The 16,974-nt window shown below is 62.1% G+C and carries 12 protein-coding genes; 10 read left to right on the top strand and 2 right to left on the bottom strand.

All coding sequences use genetic code 11. The annotated features are described in order from the left end of the window. Positions 1-156 precede the first annotated feature (156 nt). The 5 genes from R0382_RS14055 to pflA all read left to right on the top strand — a co-directional run bounded on the left by R0382_RS14055 (position 157) and on the right by pflA (position 10,206). Entirely contained in the window at positions 157-2,073 is a 1,917-nt protein-coding gene (locus tag R0382_RS14055; RefSeq protein WP_432720351.1) for an ATP-binding cassette domain-containing protein, read from the top strand. A gap of 2 nt (positions 2,074-2,075) precedes the next feature. Further along, complete coding sequence (locus R0382_RS14050) at positions 2,076-4,964, top strand: PAS domain S-box protein (RefSeq protein ID WP_432720350.1); 2,889 nt, start codon at positions 2,076-2,078, stop codon at positions 4,962-4,964. A gap of 83 nt (positions 4,965-5,047) precedes the next feature. After that, positions 5,048-6,637 carry a peptide chain release factor 3 gene (locus tag R0382_RS14045; protein ID WP_432720349.1) on the top strand — a complete coding sequence of 530 codons (1,590 nt, stop codon included), beginning with the start codon at positions 5,048-5,050 and terminating at the stop codon, positions 6,635-6,637. A 413-nt stretch (positions 6,638-7,050) separates the two neighbouring features. Then, positions 7,051-9,309 carry a formate C-acetyltransferase gene (gene pflB / locus R0382_RS14040; RefSeq protein ID WP_432720348.1) on the top strand — a complete coding sequence of 753 codons (2,259 nt, stop codon included), beginning with the start codon at positions 7,051-7,053 and terminating at the stop codon, positions 9,307-9,309. Between the two features lie 93 nt (positions 9,310-9,402). Next, the gene (gene pflA / locus R0382_RS14035; protein ID WP_432720347.1) at positions 9,403-10,206 is read left to right on the top strand and encodes a pyruvate formate-lyase-activating protein; all 804 of its coding nucleotides are present in this window, start codon (positions 9,403-9,405) and stop codon (positions 10,204-10,206) included. Between the two features lie 52 nt (positions 10,207-10,258). Here pflA and R0382_RS14030 read toward each other — a convergent pair whose 3' ends face one another. Next, positions 10,259-11,491, bottom strand: coding sequence for a class I SAM-dependent methyltransferase (locus R0382_RS14030; protein WP_432720346.1), 1,233 nt, complete (start codon positions 11,489-11,491; stop codon positions 10,259-10,261). A gap of 173 nt (positions 11,492-11,664) precedes the next feature. Here R0382_RS14030 and R0382_RS14025 point away from each other — a divergent pair, with 173 nt between their 5' ends. From R0382_RS14025 to R0382_RS14010, 4 genes are read left to right on the top strand one after another with little or no spacing between them, the layout of a single operon-like run. Further along, positions 11,665-12,900, top strand: coding sequence for a lipoprotein-releasing ABC transporter permease subunit (locus R0382_RS14025; RefSeq protein ID WP_432720345.1), 1,236 nt, complete (start codon positions 11,665-11,667; stop codon positions 12,898-12,900). After that, complete coding sequence (locus R0382_RS14020) at positions 12,893-13,573, top strand: ABC transporter ATP-binding protein (protein WP_432720344.1); 681 nt, start codon at positions 12,893-12,895, stop codon at positions 13,571-13,573. The genes R0382_RS14025 and R0382_RS14020 overlap by 8 nt, the downstream gene beginning before the upstream one ends. A gap of 1 nt (position 13,574) precedes the next feature. Further along, positions 13,575-14,144: an ion channel gene (locus R0382_RS14015; protein ID WP_432720343.1), complete on the top strand. Its 570-nt coding sequence runs from the start codon at positions 13,575-13,577 to the stop codon at positions 14,142-14,144. Positions 14,145-14,153: 9 nt separating this feature from the next. Next, positions 14,154-15,044: a histone deacetylase family protein gene (locus R0382_RS14010; RefSeq protein ID WP_432720342.1), complete on the top strand. Its 891-nt coding sequence runs from the start codon at positions 14,154-14,156 to the stop codon at positions 15,042-15,044. Between the two features lie 3 nt (positions 15,045-15,047). Here R0382_RS14010 and R0382_RS14005 read toward each other — a convergent pair whose 3' ends face one another. After that, positions 15,048-15,305, bottom strand: a complete 258-nt coding sequence (locus R0382_RS14005; RefSeq protein WP_432720341.1) for a hypothetical protein — start codon at positions 15,303-15,305, stop codon at positions 15,048-15,050. Positions 15,306-15,698: 393 nt separating this feature from the next. Here R0382_RS14005 and R0382_RS14000 point away from each other — a divergent pair, with 393 nt between their 5' ends. After that, positions 15,699-16,970, top strand: coding sequence for a M23 family metallopeptidase (locus tag R0382_RS14000; protein WP_432720340.1), 1,272 nt, complete (start codon positions 15,699-15,701; stop codon positions 16,968-16,970). Positions 16,971-16,974: the final 4 nt, after the last annotated feature.

Here is a 16,974-nt window from a genome sequence, read left to right as displayed (position 1 = left end):
AAACGTTTTATGCAAATAGGTTGAGCGCATTTTTTGATTCTAGCGGGATTCGGTCAATTCGGCATGTCACCAACGCCACTTGAGTCATGACGGCGAATCCGCTAAAGCCGCACGACCCGCGCTTATAATGGCCGCCTTGTTGAATGGAAGACCGCCATGCCCTTGTTGCTCGTTGAAAACGCCTCGCTCGCCTTCGGCCACTGGCCGCTACTCGACCACGCCACCCTGGCGCTCGAACCGGGCGAGCGTGTCGGACTGATCGGCCGCAACGGTCAGGGCAAGTCATCGCTACTGAAGGCGGTTGCCGGCGTCATCAAACTCGATGATGGCGAAATTCGCATTCCGGCCGAGATCCGCACCGCCTATGTCGCGCAGGAGCCCGAATTCGCCGACGACTGCACCGTGTTCGACGCCGTCGCCGAAGGCCTCGGCGAGCTCAAGCAGATCCTGCACGACTACCACCTTGCCACGCATTCGCAGGACCACTCCGACGAAGCAATGGCACGCCTCGCCGAACTGCAACACGGCATCGAGATCCGAGACGGCTGGCGCTTTGACGCACTGATCTCGGCCACGCTCTCGCACCTGAACCTGCCCGCGGACACGCTGGTTTCGGCACTGTCGGGCGGCTGGAAAAAACGCGTCGCGCTCGCACGCGCGCTCGTGGTCGAACCGCAACTTCTGCTGCTCGACGAGCCGACCAACCACCTCGACGTCAGTGCGATCGAATGGCTGGAAGGCCTGCTCGGCAACTTTGGCGGCAGCGTGCTGTTCATCACCCACGACCGGCGCTTCCTCGACAACGTGGCCACCCGCATCGTCGAACTCGACCGCGGCCGGGTCACGAGCTTCCCGGGCAACTTCAGCCAGTACGAATTGCGCAAGGCCGATCTGCTCGCCGCCGAAGAACAGGTCAACAAGAAGTTCGACAAGGTGCTGGCGCAGGAAGAGGTCTGGATCCGCAAGGGCATCGAAGCACGCCGCACCCGCAACGAAGGCCGGGTACGCCGGCTTGAGCAATTGCGCCGCGATCGCTCGGCGCGGCGCGAGCGCGTCGGCAATGTGTCGTTCCAGGTCGATTCGGGCGAGCGTAGCGGCAAGCTGGTGGCCGAGTTCGAAAACGTCAGCAAATCGTTCATCGACGCGGACGGCAATGAAAAACGCATCGTCGCCAATTTCACCACCCGGCTGATGCGCGGTGACCGGATCGGCCTGATCGGCCCGAACGGCGCGGGCAAGACCACGCTGCTCAAGCTGATTCTGGGCGAACTCGAACCGGACACCGGCACGGTCAAGCGTGGCACCAATCTGCAGGTCGCCTATTTCGACCAGTTCCGTACCCAGCTCGATGACGAAGCGTCGATTGTCGACGTCATCGGCCAGGGCAAGGACTTCGTCGAAATCGGCGGCGCCCGCAAGCATGTGATGGGCTATCTGGAAGAATTCCTGTTCGCGCCGGAGCGCGCCCGCAGCCCGGTCAAATCGCTGTCCGGCGGCGAGCGCAACCGCCTGTTGCTGGCGATGCTGTTCACGCGCCCGGCCAACGTGCTGGTGCTGGACGAGCCAACCAACGACCTCGACATCGATACGCTCGAGCTGCTGGAAACGCTGCTGGCCGATTACCCCGGCACGCTCTTTCTGGTCAGCCATGACCGGGCCTTCCTCGACAACGTCGTCACCCAGACCATCGCTTTCGAAGGCGATGGCCTACTGGTCGAGAACGTTGGCGGTTTTGCCGACTGGCAAGCCGTTCGGGCACGCAAGGCGGCACAGGCCGCCGCCAGCACCAAGGCATCGAACGAGGCCGCCAGCAAGTCGGCCGGCAGCGAGCGCAACAAGCCGCGCGCGCAAAAGCTCAGTTTCAATGACCAGCGCGAACTCGACGGCCTGCCCGCGATCATCGCCCAGCTGGAAACGGAACAGGCCGATTTGCAACAGGCGATGCTCGATCCGCAGCTTTACAAAGAAAGCCCACTGAAAGTCAAGGAAATGCAGGATAGAATCGAGGCCATCGAAAACCTGCTCCTGGAAAAGCTCGAACGTTGGGAAACGCTCGAAGCCAAACGCCCCTGAACATGAATTGGCTCTGGCCGCGCCGTCGCCCCAAATCCACGCATCATTCGCTGCGCCCGCTGCGTCGCGGCCTGATCCTGTTTTACGTCACGATGATGGCTGCCGGCGTGGCCATGCTGCTCTGGGTCACCTCGCGCGATTACCAGCAGGCACTCGACGAAGCCGAGCGACAGAATCTGTCGCTCGCGCGCTCGCTCGACGAACACGCGACGCGGACACTCGTCTCGGTCGAACAGGCGATGCAGAACATCATCGAGAACCTCGAGGGGCTCGGTGGCGTCGACAAGGCCGACGAGTATCTGACCTATCTGCTGCTGCGCGACAAGGTCAAGCTTGCGCCGCAGGTCCGCGGCATCATCGCGATTGATTCGCATGGCCGCATTCAGAGCCACGGGCTCGAATACCCAACCCGGCGCGTCGACCTCTCCGACCGCTCCTACTACCGCTACCACCAGCAGTTTCCCGACCTGCGCCCGCAGATCCAGCTTCCCATCGTCAGCCGTACCGACGGCAAATGGCTGATTCCGGTCACACGACGCATCAACCGCCCGGACGGCAGTTTCGGCGGCATTCTTCTGGCCGGTGTCGAGCCCAACTACTTCCTCGATTTCTACCAGTCGCTCAAGCTGGCGCCGAGCATGCGCATCCAGTTGCTGCGATCGGATGGCGTCGTCATCCTCAACTACCCGTTTGACGAAGTGCACATCGGCCAAAGCGTGCGCAATGCCGATCCGGCACTGTTCGAGCGGCACCGACTCAAGCGCACCACCGTTTTTCGCCAGAACGACCCGGCCACCGGCCGCAACGAACTGGTGGCCTTCCACGCCAGTCAGGGCGAGCTGCCACTGATCGTCACCGTATCGATCGACGAAGATGCCGTGCTTGGCAAATTCCGCGAAAACCTGTTCACCCGCGCCTTCATCACCATCGCGCTGATGCTGGTCGTCACCGTGCTGTTCTACTTGCTGCTGCGGCAATTGCGCCGCATCGAGCAAATCGAAGGCCGGCTGCACCTGACCCAGTTCACCGTCGACGAATCGCCCGACGCCGTCCTGTGGAGTGATCGCGCCGGCAGCATCCGCTACGCCAATCGCTCGGCGGCGCGCATCACGCATTACACGCCGGACGACATGCTCGGACTGCGCTTTGCCGACCTGTTCCCCAATATCGGCGAAGCCCAGTGGCACGAGCTGTGGGGGCGTTTGAAGCAGGAGCGCCAGTTGGTACAGATGACGCACCAGCGCGATCGCTACGGCCAGCTGCTGCCGGTCGAAATCACGCTGGCGCACATCGAGTTCAACAACGAGGCCTACACCTGCGCCACCGTTCGCGACATCACCGAACGGCAAAACACCGAGCGCGAACTGCGCCGCCACCGCGACCACTTGCAGGATCTGGTGCTCGAACGCACCGCCGAAATCCGCACGGTGCTCGACGCCAGCCCGCTGGCGATCATGCTGTCGGTCAAGGGCACGATCCGGCTGGTCAACCCGGCCTTCGAGAAGCTGTTCGGCTTCACTTCCGGCGCCATCATCGGCCAGCCGATGAGCCTGATTCACGCCGACCAGGCCGAGTACCAGGAAGCCGGCCAGCAGATGCTGCAAAAGGTGCAGCAAGGCGAAGTGTTCCGCGGTGAAATGGCGCTGTTCCGCCGGGACCTGTCCGAGTTCTGGGCGATGCTCTACGCCAAGGCGCTCGACCCGGACGATGCCGACAAGGGCGTGATCTGCGTGATCGAGGACGTCACCGCACAACGGATCGCTGCGCAGGCCTTGCGGCAGTCCGAACGCCTGAAGCGGACGATTATCGACACCACCGCCGACGGCTTCATCCTGCTCGACGCCTCGGGCCGCATCGTCGAAATCAACCAGTCGTTCACGCGGCTGCTCGGCTACCGGCGCGAGGATACGCTCGGCCATTCACCCGAAGTCTTGTGGGGCGATCAGGCTGCGCGTGTTTTCCCGCCCGATCTGGCCAGCCGGATCGGCGCCGGCAACCACATCGAGGAAGTCATCCTGCGTGCGTCGACCGGCGAGTCGCTGCCCTTCCTCGTCAATTCGGCAGCAATCAACGACGAACACCAGCAGCTTGAATACGCGTTCGCCTTCCTCACCAACATCGGCCGCCTGAAGGAATTCGAGCGCAATCTGGTCGAAGCCAAGGAAGCCGCCGAAAGCGCCAACGTCGCCAAGTCCGCCTTTCTCGCCAATATGTCGCACGAATTGCGCACCCCGATGCATGCGATCCTGTCATTCTCGGAAATGGGCCTCTCCAAGGTCGGCCGTACCGAGCCCGGCAATCTGGCGCGCTATTTCGAACGCATCAACTCCAGCGGCAACCGGCTACTGGTCCTGCTGAACGACCTGCTCGACATGTCGCGGCTCGAGGCCAACCGGATGCAGTACGACAAGTCACGCTATTGCCTGCAGCAGACCATGCAGATTGCCGTCAACGAAATCAACCCGCTGCTGACCGGCAAGCGCCTCGACCTGGAGGCCGACGAGCAGACACCGGCGCTGTTCGCCGTTTACGACAAGACCCGCGTGATGCAGGTCATCGTCAATCTGCTATCGAACGCCATCAAGTTCAGCCCGGTCGGCAGCCACATCAGCATCGACTACCTGAGCGACGCCACGCTTGGCGACGGCCTGCCCGCCATCGGCGTCTCGGTTCGCGACCACGGGCCGGGCATTCCGTCTGACGAACTGGAACTGATCTTCGACAAATTCATCCAGAGCAGCCGGATGCGCACGACCGGCGGCACCGGTCTCGGGCTGGCCATCAGCCGGCAAATCATGGAAGACCATGGCGGCAAGGTCTTCGCGGCCAATCACGCCGACGGTGGCGCCGTGTTCACGCTGCTGCTCCCCGTCGAGCGCAGCGCCGGCTGAACGCGCGCGGGCGGTTTTGATTGCGGTGCGATTGGCGTACAATGCCGCGCTTTCCTGCCGCAAATCCAAGATAAATCAAGACCATGCCCACGCTCGCCCAGCAAGTTGCCCGTCGGCGCACCTTTGCCATCATCTCGCACCCCGACGCGGGTAAGACCACGCTCACCGAGAAGCTGCTGTACTTCTCGGGCACGATCCAGGCTGCGGGCACGGTCAAGGGCAAGAAAGGCGGCAAATTCGCCACCTCGGACTGGATGGACATCGAAAAGCAGCGCGGCATTTCGGTCGCCTCATCGGTGATGCAGTTCGACTACCGCGATCACGTCGTCAACCTGCTCGACACCCCGGGTCACCAGGATTTCTCCGAAGATACCTATCGCGTACTGACGGCGGTCGATTCGGCGTTGATGGTGATCGACGCCGCCAAGGGCGTCGAGGAACAGACGATCAAGCTGCTGAACGTCTGCCGGCTGCGCAATACGCCGATCGTCACCTTCATGAACAAGTACGACCGCGAAGTGCGCGACTCGCTTGAGTTGCTGGACGAGGTCGAATCGGTGCTGCAGATCCGCTGCGCCCCGGTAACCTGGCCGATCGGCATGGGCAAGACCTTCCGCGGCGTGTACCACATCCTGAAAGACGAGGTGATCATCTTCACGCCGGGCCAAGGCCCGCTGGATGAAGTCGAGATCATTCAGGGACTGGATAACGCGCGCCTGGATGAGCTGTTCCCGCTCGAAATCGAAAACACCCGGATGGAAATGGAGCTGGTACGCGGCGCCAGCCACCCGTTCGTTCTGGATGAATTCCTCGCCGGCACGCTGACGCCGGTGTTCTTCGGTTCGGCGATCAACAACTTCGGCGTACGCGAAATCCTCAACGCCCTGGTCGACTGGGCGCCCTCGCCGGGTGCACGCGACGCCACCGCGCGCAGCGTCGACCCGACCGAGGAAAAGTTCTCGGCCTTCGTGTTCAAGATCCAGGCAAACATGGATCCGAAACACCGCGACCGGATTGCCTTCCTGCGCGTCTGCTCGGGCGAATTTTCACGCGGCATGAAGTTCAAGCACCTGCGCCTCGGCCGCGACATCGCTGCCAATTCGGTCGTCACCTTCATGGCGCAAGGCCGCGAGCAGGTCGAGGAAGCCTACGCCGGCGACATCATCGGCTTGCCGAACCACGGCAACATCCAGATCGGCGATTCATTCTCCGAAGGCGAGGTGCTGTCGTTCACCGGCATTCCGTACTTTGCGCCGGAATTGTTCCGCATCGTCCGGATCAAGAACCCGCTGAAGTTGAAGCAGCTGCAAAAAGGCCTGCAACAGCTGGGCGAGGAAGGCGCGGTACAGGTGTTCAAACCGCTGAACGGCTCGGACCTGATTCTTGGCGCCGTCGGCGTGCTGCAGTTCGAAGTCGTCGCATCGCGCCTGCTGAACGAGTACGGTGTCGAAGCGATTTTCGAACCGACGACGATCTACACCGCGCGCTGGGTCAGCTGCGACAACAACAAGAAGCTCACGGATTTCGAAAACAGCCTTGGCAACAACCTCGCGCGCGACGCGGCCGACAGCATGGCCTATCTCGCGACCAGCCGGGTCAATCTGGCGCTGACGCAAGAACGCTGGCCGGACATCGTCTTCCACGCGACCCGCGAGCATGCGGTCACGCTGTAAGCAAGCCATCCCCAGGTGAAACGGGCCGACATTGTCGGCCCGTTTTGCATTGGCCGTCGACGCAGCGTTTTCACTTCAATTCAGGCACGCTTGCGGGAACATCTGCTACTCAGAAAGGTCATGCACAGTGCATAGCAAGCACGAAACAGGTGCAAGCATTGCCCATACAATATGCACGACCGATACCGCCTTGCTGCCGCAACGAAAAATGCTGCCGATTGAATTGATATTGATCAACACCCGGATGGACGCCCCCGCCCACAATGAGGGTGTTTTCTTGTGAAGCGCAAATTAGGTCAACAAACTAGCCTTAATTTATCGGAAGCGCCCAGCCAGACGCGGATCCGCGGGGCCCGGTGGTTCCAGCCACTGTTTTACTGATCGTCAAACAGATCATCGAAAGGAGCATCACCATGAACGCACCGGAAACCAACCTGCAGATCAATGCCTGGCGTGGCTTCAAAGACGGCGAATGGCAGAAGAAAGTCGCGGTCCGCGATTTCATCCAGCTCAACTACACCCCGTATGAAGGCGACGACAGCTTCGTCGCTGGCCCGACCGAACGCACCAACAAGGTCTGGGAAAAACTGTCCGAAATGCTGAAGGCCGAACGCGCCGCGCCGGGGCAAGTCCTCGACGTGGCCGCAGACCGCGGCACCGGCATCACCGCTTTTGGCCCGGGCTACATCGACAAGGACCTGGAAAAAATCGTTGGCGTTCAGACCGATGCGCCGCTCAAGCGCGCCATCTTCCCGAACACCGGCCTGCGCATGGTGCAGAGCTCGCTGGAAGAAATCGGCCGCGAACTCGACCCGAAAATCGAAGAAGTATTCAGCAAGTACCGCAAAGACCATAACTCCGGCGTGTTCGACATCTACAACCCGCTGATCCGCGCCTGCCGATCAAGCGGCGTGATCACCGGCCTGCCGGATGCCTACGGCCGCGGCCGCATCATCGGCGATTATCGCCGCGTCGCGCTGTACGGCATCGACCAGCTGATCGAATTCAAGAAAGCCGAAAAAGCCGAAACCGACGATTTCGACTTCACCGAAGACACCATCCGCCTGCGTGAAGAGCTGTCGGAACAGATCCGTGCGCTGGGCGAACTGAAGGAAATGGCCGCCAGCTACGGCTTCGACATCGGCAAGCCGGCCGCTACCGCGCAAGAAGCGATCCAGTGGACTTACTTCGGCTACCTCGCCGCGATCAAGGAACAGAACGGCGCCGCGATGTCGATCGGCCGCATTTCGACCTTCCTCGACATCTACATCGAGCGCGATCTGAAAGAAGGCAAGATCACCGAGGCTGAAGCTCAGGAATTCATCGACGACCTCGTCATCAAGCTGCGCATCGTCCGCTTCCTGCGTACCGAGGAATACAACAGCCTGTATTCGGGCGACCCGACCTGGGTGACCGAATCGATCGGCGGCATGGGCAAGGATGGCCGCACCCTCGTTTCGAAGAACAGCTTCCGCTTCCTCAACACCCTGTTCAACCTCGGCCCGGCACCGGAACCGAACCTGACCGTGCTGTGGTCGCCGGCACTGCCGCAAGGCTTCAAGAATTTCTGCGCCAAGGTGTCGATCGAAACCAGCTCGATCCAGTACGAGTCGGACGAACAGATGCGTCCGCACTGGGGTGACGACTACGCGATCGCCTGCTGCGTCTCGGCGATGGAAGTCGGCAAGCAGATGCAGTTCTTCGGCGCCCGCTGTAACCTGGCCAAGGCCATGCTGTACGCCATCAACGGCGGCGTCGACGAAAAGACCGGCAAGAAAGTCGTGCCGAACTTCGAGCCGATCACGTCGGAATACCTCGATTACGACGAAGTCATGGCCAAGTACGACAAGATGCTCGACTGGCTGGCCAAAACCTACGTCAAGGCCCTGAACGCGATCCACTACATGCACGACAAGTATTCGTACGAGCGGATCGAGATGGCGCTGCACGATCGCGACATCCTGCGCACCATGGCTTGCGGCATTGCCGGCCTGTCGGTGGCGGCAGACTCGCTGTCGGCGATCAAGTACGCCAAGGTCAAGACCATCCGCAACGAAGCCGGCATTGCCGTCGACTTCGAGATCGAGGGCGAATACCCGGCCTTCGGCAACAACGATGACCGCGTTGACGAGATCGCCGTGTACCTGACCGAATCGTTCATGAACAAGGTCAAGAGCCACAAGATGTACCGCAACGCGCTGCCGACCCAGTCGATCCTGACCATCACGTCGAACGTCGTGTACGGCAAGAAGACCGGCAACACCCCGGACGGCCGCCGCGCCGGCGCCCCGTTCGCACCGGGGGCCAACCCGATGAACGGCCGCGATACCTCGGGCTTCGTCGCCGCCGGTGCGTCGGTCGCCAAGCTGCCGTATGAAGCCGCACTCGACGGCATTTCGTGGACTGCCTCGGCCACGCCGGATGCACTGGGTCACTCGCTGGCCGATCGCGTCAACAACCTGACCGCCTGCCTCGATGGCTTCTGCAATGCCACCGGCTTCCATATCAACGTCAACGTGCTCAACCGCGACACGCTGCTCGATGCGATGGATCACCCGGAAAAGTATCCGCAGCTGACCATCCGTGTGTCGGGTTACGCCGTCAACTTCATCAAGCTGACGCGCGAACAGCAGCTCGACGTGATCAACCGCACCTTCCATGTGAAGTGCTGATCTAATAAGAAGACAAGGGGGTGGGCCCGCCCTGCCCCCGCAGCAAACAGGGCGGCCTTCGGGTCGCCTTTGTTTTGCAACTGGAGACACACAATGACCATCGAGATCGTAGAAGTCCAGAAGCCGCTCGGCGAAATCGTCCCGGCCATGGTCGACGAGAACGGCAAGATGTGCGGCTTCGTGCATTCGTTCGAAACCGGCGCCGCCGTCGACGGCCCCGGCATGCGCTTCGTCGTATTCGTTTCAGGCTGTCAGTTCAGGTGTCTGTACTGCCACAACCCGGACACCTGGAAGCTGCACAACGGCAAGCAAAAGACCGTCGACGAGGTCGTCGCTGAAATCGGCAAATACGCCCGTTTCCTGAAAATGACCGGTGGCCTGACCATTTCCGGCGGCGAACCCTTGATGCAGGCGCACTTCGTCGGCGAGATCTTCTACCGCGTGAAGAAGGAATACGGGCTGCACACAGCGCTCGATACGCAGGGCTTTCTGGCTGCGCATCTGGAGGACAGCTGGTTCGACAACGTCGATCTGGTGCTACTCGACATCAAGCAATTCAACCCCGAGCGCTACGAGCGCCTGACCGGCAAGCCCTTGCAGCCAACGCTCGACTTCGCTCGGCGACTGCAGAAGATGGGCAAGAAAATCTGGCTGCGCTATGTGCTGGTCCCGGGCTGGTCGGACGACGCCGACGACGTCGAAGGTCTGGCCGAATTCGTCCACTCGCTGGGCGACATTGTCGAACGCGTCGAGGTATTGCCGTTCCACAAGATGGGCGAGCACAAGTGGGAAGAACTCGGGATGAAGTACGAGCTGAACGATGTCGAACCGCCGAGCACGGAACTGACCGAGCGCGTGCGCGAACAGTTCCGCGCCCGTGGGTTAACCACCTACTGATGCCTGCGACAACGGGGCCACGCGCCCCGTTGTTCGCTGCTCCACATACCGTTCATTTCACATACATATAGCGCCGTGACATCGGCATCGGGTTCAAGCCCCCGCCACCGGCACGGCAACCCAGCAACTGGTAGATCGACACCCAGTCGTTGGCAAAGGCCCACGCACAGCCTGCAAGATAGACCCGCCAGATCCGGTAATGCTTGTCGTCGACCATTGCACGGACGCTGCCGGCGTTGGCCTCAAAGCGATCGGTCCAGAACTCAAGCGTCCTGGCGTAGTGGCGCCGCAATGACTCGACATCGAGCACCTCAAGCCCCGCCGCCGACATTTCCTTCATCGCCAACGCCACATGCGGCAGCTCGCCGTTCGGAAACACATAGCGATCGATAAAATCGCTGCCGCCAAAATAGGCACCGCTGCCGTTATTGACATCGGTGGTCGTAATGCCGTGGTTCAGCACCAGCCCGCCATCCCGCAGCAGGCTGTGAACCTTGGCAAAGTAACCGGCAAGATTGGCCAGACCGACGTGCTCGAACATCCCGACGCTGGTGATCTTGTCGTAGGTACCCTTCACGTCGCGGTAATCGCACAGCAACACCTTGCAGCGGTCCTGCACGCCAGCAGCGTGGATGCGCTCCTGCGCCAGCGCGTATTGATTTTCCGACAATGTGATGCCGGTTGCGTGCGCGCCGAACTGCGTCGCCGCGCGCAGGATCAACGCGCCCCAGCCGCAGCCGATGTCGAGTAACTGCTCGCCCGGCCGGAGCATGATCTTGGTCAGGATATGGTCGAGCTTCTTGACCTGAGCGTCGGCCAGACTTTCGTCACCGTTCTCGAAATAGGCACACGAATACACCATCTGCTCGTCGAGCCACAAACGATAGAAATCGTTCGAAACATCGTAGTGATACTGGATCGACTCGGAATCGAGCGAGCGCGAATGCTGTGCGCCGCGCGCTGCAAGCCGGCCCCAGAGCTTGTTGCCCGACACCAGCCGCCCCGCCAGTGCTACCGCCACCTCGAACACGCTCGGCAGCGGCCCGTCGATGTCGACCTGACCTTCGACATAGGCCTCCCCAAGACTGGCAAGGCTCGGTTTGCGAAAGTAGCTCACCGCTTGCGGCCCCGGCAGCGTGATGGTGACCGTCGGCGACGCCGAAAAACGGTAATCGCGACCATCCCAGAGGCGAATTTGCAGCGGCAATTCGCCATGTGCGCGTATTTGCCCGACCCACCTGTCAAAATGATCGAGGCCGAACTGCCCCAATTTGTCGATCAGCATGCATGCACTCCCTGGCCGCGGTAAGCAAACGCCACATTTCGAACATGCCTTTGATTTTAGGACGGTTTTTTCCCGTCCGATGTTCAAGGGCGCAACGGGTAAACCGACTAATCACGCCGGGGGATACAGCGACACTGTGCTAAAATTCGCGCCTCTTTCCCTTGGCTTGGGCCATGTACGAACTCCTGATCGGCTTGCGCTATACGCGGGCCAAACGACGTAACGGCTTCATTTCATTCATCTCGCTCGTTTCCATTCTCGGCATCACGCTCGGCGTCGCGGCGCTGATCATCGTGCTCTCGGTGATGAACGGTTTCCAGGAAGAAGTCCGTGACCGGATTCTCGGTATGGCCGCGCACGTGCAGATCACCGGCGCCGACAGCCGCCTGCCCGATTGGCGACAGGTTGCCGCCGACACCAAGCAGAATCCGCACGTCAAATCCAGCGCCCCCTACGTGCTCGGCCAGGGCCTGCTCGCCAACGGCAGCCTGGTCAAGGGCACCATCGTTCGCGGCATCGACCCGGCACTGGAACCGGCCGTCAGCGATGCCGCCAGCAAGATGCTCGCGGGCCGGCTGAGTGATTTGCAGGATGGCCAGTTCAACATCGTGCTCGGCTGGCAACTCGCCGCCGAACTCGGCGTGCGCGCCGGCGACAAGATCACGCTGATCACGCCACAAGGCCAGATCACGCCGGCCGGGTTGATCCCGCGCTTCCGCCAGTTTCTCGTCGTCGGCGTATTCCGTGCCGACTACTACCCCTACGATGCCGGCCTCGCCTTCATTCACATCGGTGACGCCCAGAAGCTGTTCCGCACCGGCGATGACGTCAGCGGGCTGCGCCTGAAGCTCGACGACCTGTTCAACGCCCGCAGTGTCGCCCGCGAACTGGGCCGGGCAATGCCATCGCTGCTGGTCAGCGATTGGTCGCAGGAAAATCCGACCTACTTCCGCGCGGTCGAGATCGAAAAACGGATGATGTTCATCATCCTGACGCTGATCGTCGCCGTCGCCGCCTTCAACCTCGTCTCGACGCTGGTCATGGTCGTCACCGACAAACAGGCCGACATCGCGATTCTGCGCACGCTCGGCGCATCGCCGGGGTCGATCATGAAGATCTTCGTCATTCAGGGCGCGATTTCGGGTTTTGTCGGCACGCTGTGCGGCGTACTGAGCGGCGTGCTTGTCGCCAGCAATCTGGATGTCATCATTCCGCTGATCGAACGCATCATCGGCACGCGCATCCTCTCGCCCGATGTTTACCTGATCACCGAACTGCCGTCGAAAATCATCCCGGGCGACGTCACGACCATCGCGGTGATTTCGCTGGTGCTGTCGCTGGCGGCAACGCTGTACCCGAGCTGGCGTGCCAGCCGCATCAATCCGGCGGAGGCGCTGCGCTATGAGTAAGACCATCCTGAGCGCGCAAGGCCTCGTCAAGCACTACCGCGGCGGCAAGCTCGACACCCCGGTGCTCGAAGGCATCGATTTCAGCCTGCTCGCCGGCGATACCGCGGCGGTCGTCGGGGCATCCGGCTCGGGCAAGTCGACCCTGCTGCATTGCCTTGGCGGGCTCGATACGCCCAGCGCCGGCAGCGTCCGCATCGGCGATGCCGATCCGTTCGCGCTGAACGAAGCCGGCCGTGGCGAGCTGCGCAACCGCCAGCTCGGCTTTGTCTACCAGTTCCACCATCTGCTGCCCGAGTTTTCCGCCGAGGAAAACGTCGCGATGCCGCTGCTGATCCGCCGCACGCCGAAAGCCGCCGCGCTCGCTGCCGCGCGCGAGATGCTCAAACGTGTCGGCCTCGGCCACCGGCTGGACCACAAGCCGGGCGAGCTGTCGGGCGGCGAGCGCCAGCGCGCCGCGATTGCCCGCGCGCTGGTCAATCAGCCGGCCTGCGTGCTCGCCGACGAGCCGACCGGCAACCTTGACCGCGGCACCGCCGAATCGGTGTTCGCGCTGATGCTCGAACTCAACCGCGAATTGAATACGAGCTTCGTCATCGTCACGCACGACCCACTGCTCGCGCAGCGCTGCCAACACCGCTACCTGCTTGCCGACGGCAAGCTTGCCGGGCTCTAGCATGCGATTTCGTCTGCGCCGCACCGACCGGCTGGGGCTGTCTGCCGGACTGATTTCGATCACTCTCGCCGTGCTGATGACGCTGCTGGTCTACGCCCATCACGGCCAGGCTTTCGAGCTTTCGAATTACCCCTGGCTGCGTTCGGTCGCCTGGTTGCTGTTCATCGGCCAGATCGGCGCGCTGGTGTCGAGCATCCTCCATTACCACCAACGCAATCTGGCGGCACTGGTCCGGCTGTATGGCTGGCTGATTTTCCAGTTCGCCCTGATCTACTACACGCTGGTGCTGTTCGACTTCGACAACAACGCGTTTTCCGGCATCCACAACCTGCACGTGTATGCCCCGGACACGGCATCGGCCTTCATGCTCGGTGCACTCAAGACCTTCCTGGATTGCATGCACTTCAGCGTCGTGACCTCGGCCACGGTCGGCTACGGCGATATTTATCCCCGTGACTGGCTGGCACGCATCCTGACCGACCTGCACATCCTGTTTGCGACCGGCGTGGCCATCGTCGGATTCGGCCGGTACTTCTCCGGCCAAAGCACGCCGCCCAAGCAGGACGATTGACGCCAGACCATGCGTGTCTTCCGGACCGACCGGTTTCCGCTACCGCTGCCGCCGGGTCATCGCTTCCCGGCCGAAAAATACCGCTTGCTGTACGAGGCCGTCGCAGAGCTGCCCGGCATCAGCTTCGTCGAGGCGCCACGCGCCGGCAACGATGAACTGGCCTGCGCGCACACCGCCGATTACCTGTACAAACTCGACTCCGGCACGCTGAGTCGCGCCGAGGAGCGCGCCATCGGCCTGCCTTGGTCGCCGGCACTGGTCGAACGCTCGCGTCGATCGACCGGCGCGACGATCGCGGCCTGTCGCGCAGCGCTTGAGGACGGCTCGGCCGCCAGCCTGGCCGGCGGCACGCATCATGCCTACGCCGAACGCGGCAGCGGCTTCTGCGTATTCAACGACAGCGCCGTTGCGCTCCGGCTGCTGCAGCGCGAACGCCTCATCCAGCGCGCACTGGTCATCGATCTCGACGTCCATCAAGGCAACGGCACGGCGGCCATGCTTGCCAATGATCCGGCGCTCTACACGTTTTCGATGCACGGCGCCGGCAATTTCCCGTTCCAGAAGGAAATCAGCGATCACGACGTCGAGCTGCCCGACGGCTGCAGTGATGAAGCCTACCTCGATCGGCTGGCGCACGAGCTGCCCAGCCTGTTCAGCGCCAGCTGGCCGGATCTGGTGATCTATCTTGCCGGCGCCGACGCCTATGCGGGCGATCGGCTGGGACGGCTCTCGCTCAGCCAGGCCGGGCTGGCCGCGCGCGATGCCATGGTGCTCGACAGCTGCAACCGCTACGGCGTGCCGGTCGCCGTCACCATGGGCGGCGGCTATGCGGTACCGATCAGCGACACCGTGGCCATCCATGCGGCAACCATCGCGGCGGCGCTCGCCCACGCACGCTGAGCGTCAGCCCAGCCAGTAAACCAGTCGCTGCATCCTCGACAGCGACCGCCACCAGTCCTCGCCCGCAGCCAACATGGCCAAGCCACGTTCGGACAGGAACCACGCCCGCACGCCATTGGGCCAGTCCTGCGCGGCAATCCAGCCATGGCGGCGGAAATAGCCGAGCCACAACGCGGCCTCTGCACCGTAGCCGTCCAGCCAGGTGGTCATCGCCAGCGGCCCGGCCTCCAGAATCGGGTAACCGAGGTACATCCGGCGCATCACACCCAGTGCCCGACGCGGCCTCGGCACACGACTCATACTGGAAGCTGATGGCGAAAAGTCCATTTTTCATCAAGACCTTACAGTTTCACTACGCCACATCCGCGAATGTGAATATCACCGGTTTAGCACCAACGGCGTTCGACGCGGTCCACCTTCAGGGCAATGCGCGGCCAGCCGGCTCAAAGCCAGTGAATACGCCGACACATTTCCCTTGTTGAAAGAGAACTACGAAAACCAGTCCGGCAGAGATTTCCTGCTGCGCAAGGCCTTGGAAAAAACATCGTATGTCTTTGTGAAATAAGGATTTTTTGCAATTTTTTGACTGGTAAAACCCGATTGACGCTGTTACCTTCCGCATTGACTCATGAATAAGAACGCCGCCTGACAACGATGTCGAACACCCAAAACCACCCGCCTCATCTGCCGCTGCTGTGGCTGGCCGCAGCCATTGCCGGCCCTGTTTCGCTGACCGTGACCGCCTACGGTGTCGCCGAGTACGGCCCGCAGGAGACCGTGCAGGTCCATCCCGTTTCGCAGAAACTGGATACGCCCGCGCTGGTCAGCCAGATTGCCGCCACGCCGCTTCGGCAGGACGAAGTCATCCGCAACGGCGACACGCTGGCCAGGGTGCTGTCGCGGCTGTCGGTCGACGATCCGGCCGCGATGGACTACCTGCGCCGTACGCCGGCTGCACGTGGCTTCTTCGAGCTGAGCCCGGGGCGCAGCCTGCATGCGGTCACGACGCGCGATGGCAAGCTCACCGAGCTGGGTTATCTTGGCAACGACGACCAGCGGCTGACGCTGCGCCGCGACGGCGACACGTTCAGCGTGGCAAGCACCGCGGTCGCGCTGACGCAGTCGACCGCCTACCGCGCCGGCCTGCTCAGTGGCAATGCAGCCGAAGCGTTCCGGTCGCTCGACCTGCCGACGGACGTTCGCCAGCAGCTCGGCACCCTGTTCGGCGAAGGTCAGCTCGCCAAGGGCAGCCGCTACAGCGTCGTCTACGAGACATTCGACGAGGACGGTCAGATCGTCCGTACCGGCAAGGTATTGGCAGCGTCGATCAATGACGGCAAAACACTCAAGCGCGCTTACTGGTTCCAGCCCGCCGGCCAGCCCGGCGGCTACTACAACGACGATGGCGCCAGCGCATCGGCGCGCTTTACCCGCCACCCCACCGATTTCACCCACGTGTCGTCCGAGTTCGGCATGCGCATGCATCCGGTGCTGAAGCGCGCGATCGGCCACGAAGGCGTCGATCTCGCGGCCCCCAGCGGCACACCGGTCTACGCCGCCGGCAGCGGCAAACTGGTCAAGTACGGCCGCGAAGGCGCGTACGGCAATATGGCGGAGATCCGTCACGACGGCCGTTACCAGACCGTCTATGCCCATATGAGCAAGTTCGCCAGCGGCCTCAAGGCCGGCAGCACGGTGACCAAGGGACAGCTGATCGGCTACGTCGGCAGCACCGGGCGCTCGACCGGCCCGCACCTGCACTTCGAATTCCGCATCAACAACCAACCGGTCGATCCTTTGGCAGTAAAATTGCCGACCGACGCGGCGCTGGGCAAAAACTGGCTTGCCGCATTCAAACAACACAGCACCCCGCTGGGTGAACAACTGGCGCTGCTGGACGGCTCGAGGCTGGCCAGCATCCGGTAACGAG

Source organism: Jeongeupia wiesaeckerbachi (genome assembly GCF_050916355.1).
Lineage (GTDB): Bacteria > Pseudomonadota > Gammaproteobacteria > Burkholderiales > Chitinibacteraceae > Jeongeupia > Jeongeupia wiesaeckerbachi.
The sequence above is the reverse complement of the archived record's forward strand: the minus strand, read 5'-3'. Positions and strand labels throughout refer to the sequence as shown.

Excerpts from the sequence above, each read along its gene's own strand:
- R0382_RS14055 (WP_432720351.1), top strand. The coding sequence starts at position 157 with ATGCCCTTGTTGCTCGTTGAAAACGCCTCGCTCGCCTTCGGCCACTGG.
- R0382_RS14050 (WP_432720350.1), top strand. The coding sequence starts at position 2,076 with ATGAATTGGCTCTGGCCGCGCCGTCGCCCCAAATCCACGCATCATTCG.
- R0382_RS14045 (WP_432720349.1), top strand. The coding sequence starts at position 5,048 with ATGCCCACGCTCGCCCAGCAAGTTGCCCGTCGGCGCACCTTTGCCATC.
- pflB (WP_432720348.1), top strand. The coding sequence starts at position 7,051 with ATGAACGCACCGGAAACCAACCTGCAGATCAATGCCTGGCGTGGCTTC.
- pflA (WP_432720347.1), top strand. The coding sequence starts at position 9,403 with ATGACCATCGAGATCGTAGAAGTCCAGAAGCCGCTCGGCGAAATCGTC.
- R0382_RS14030 (WP_432720346.1), bottom strand. The coding sequence starts at position 11,491 with ATGCTGATCGACAAATTGGGGCAGTTCGGCCTCGATCATTTTGACAGG.
- R0382_RS14025 (WP_432720345.1), top strand. The coding sequence starts at position 11,665 with ATGTACGAACTCCTGATCGGCTTGCGCTATACGCGGGCCAAACGACGT.
- R0382_RS14020 (WP_432720344.1), top strand. The coding sequence starts at position 12,893 with ATGAGTAAGACCATCCTGAGCGCGCAAGGCCTCGTCAAGCACTACCGC.
- R0382_RS14015 (WP_432720343.1), top strand. The coding sequence starts at position 13,575 with ATGCGATTTCGTCTGCGCCGCACCGACCGGCTGGGGCTGTCTGCCGGA.
- R0382_RS14010 (WP_432720342.1), top strand. The coding sequence starts at position 14,154 with ATGCGTGTCTTCCGGACCGACCGGTTTCCGCTACCGCTGCCGCCGGGT.
- R0382_RS14005 (WP_432720341.1), bottom strand. The coding sequence starts at position 15,305 with ATGCGCCGGATGTACCTCGGTTACCCGATTCTGGAGGCCGGGCCGCTG.
- R0382_RS14000 (WP_432720340.1), top strand. The coding sequence starts at position 15,699 with ATGTCGAACACCCAAAACCACCCGCCTCATCTGCCGCTGCTGTGGCTG.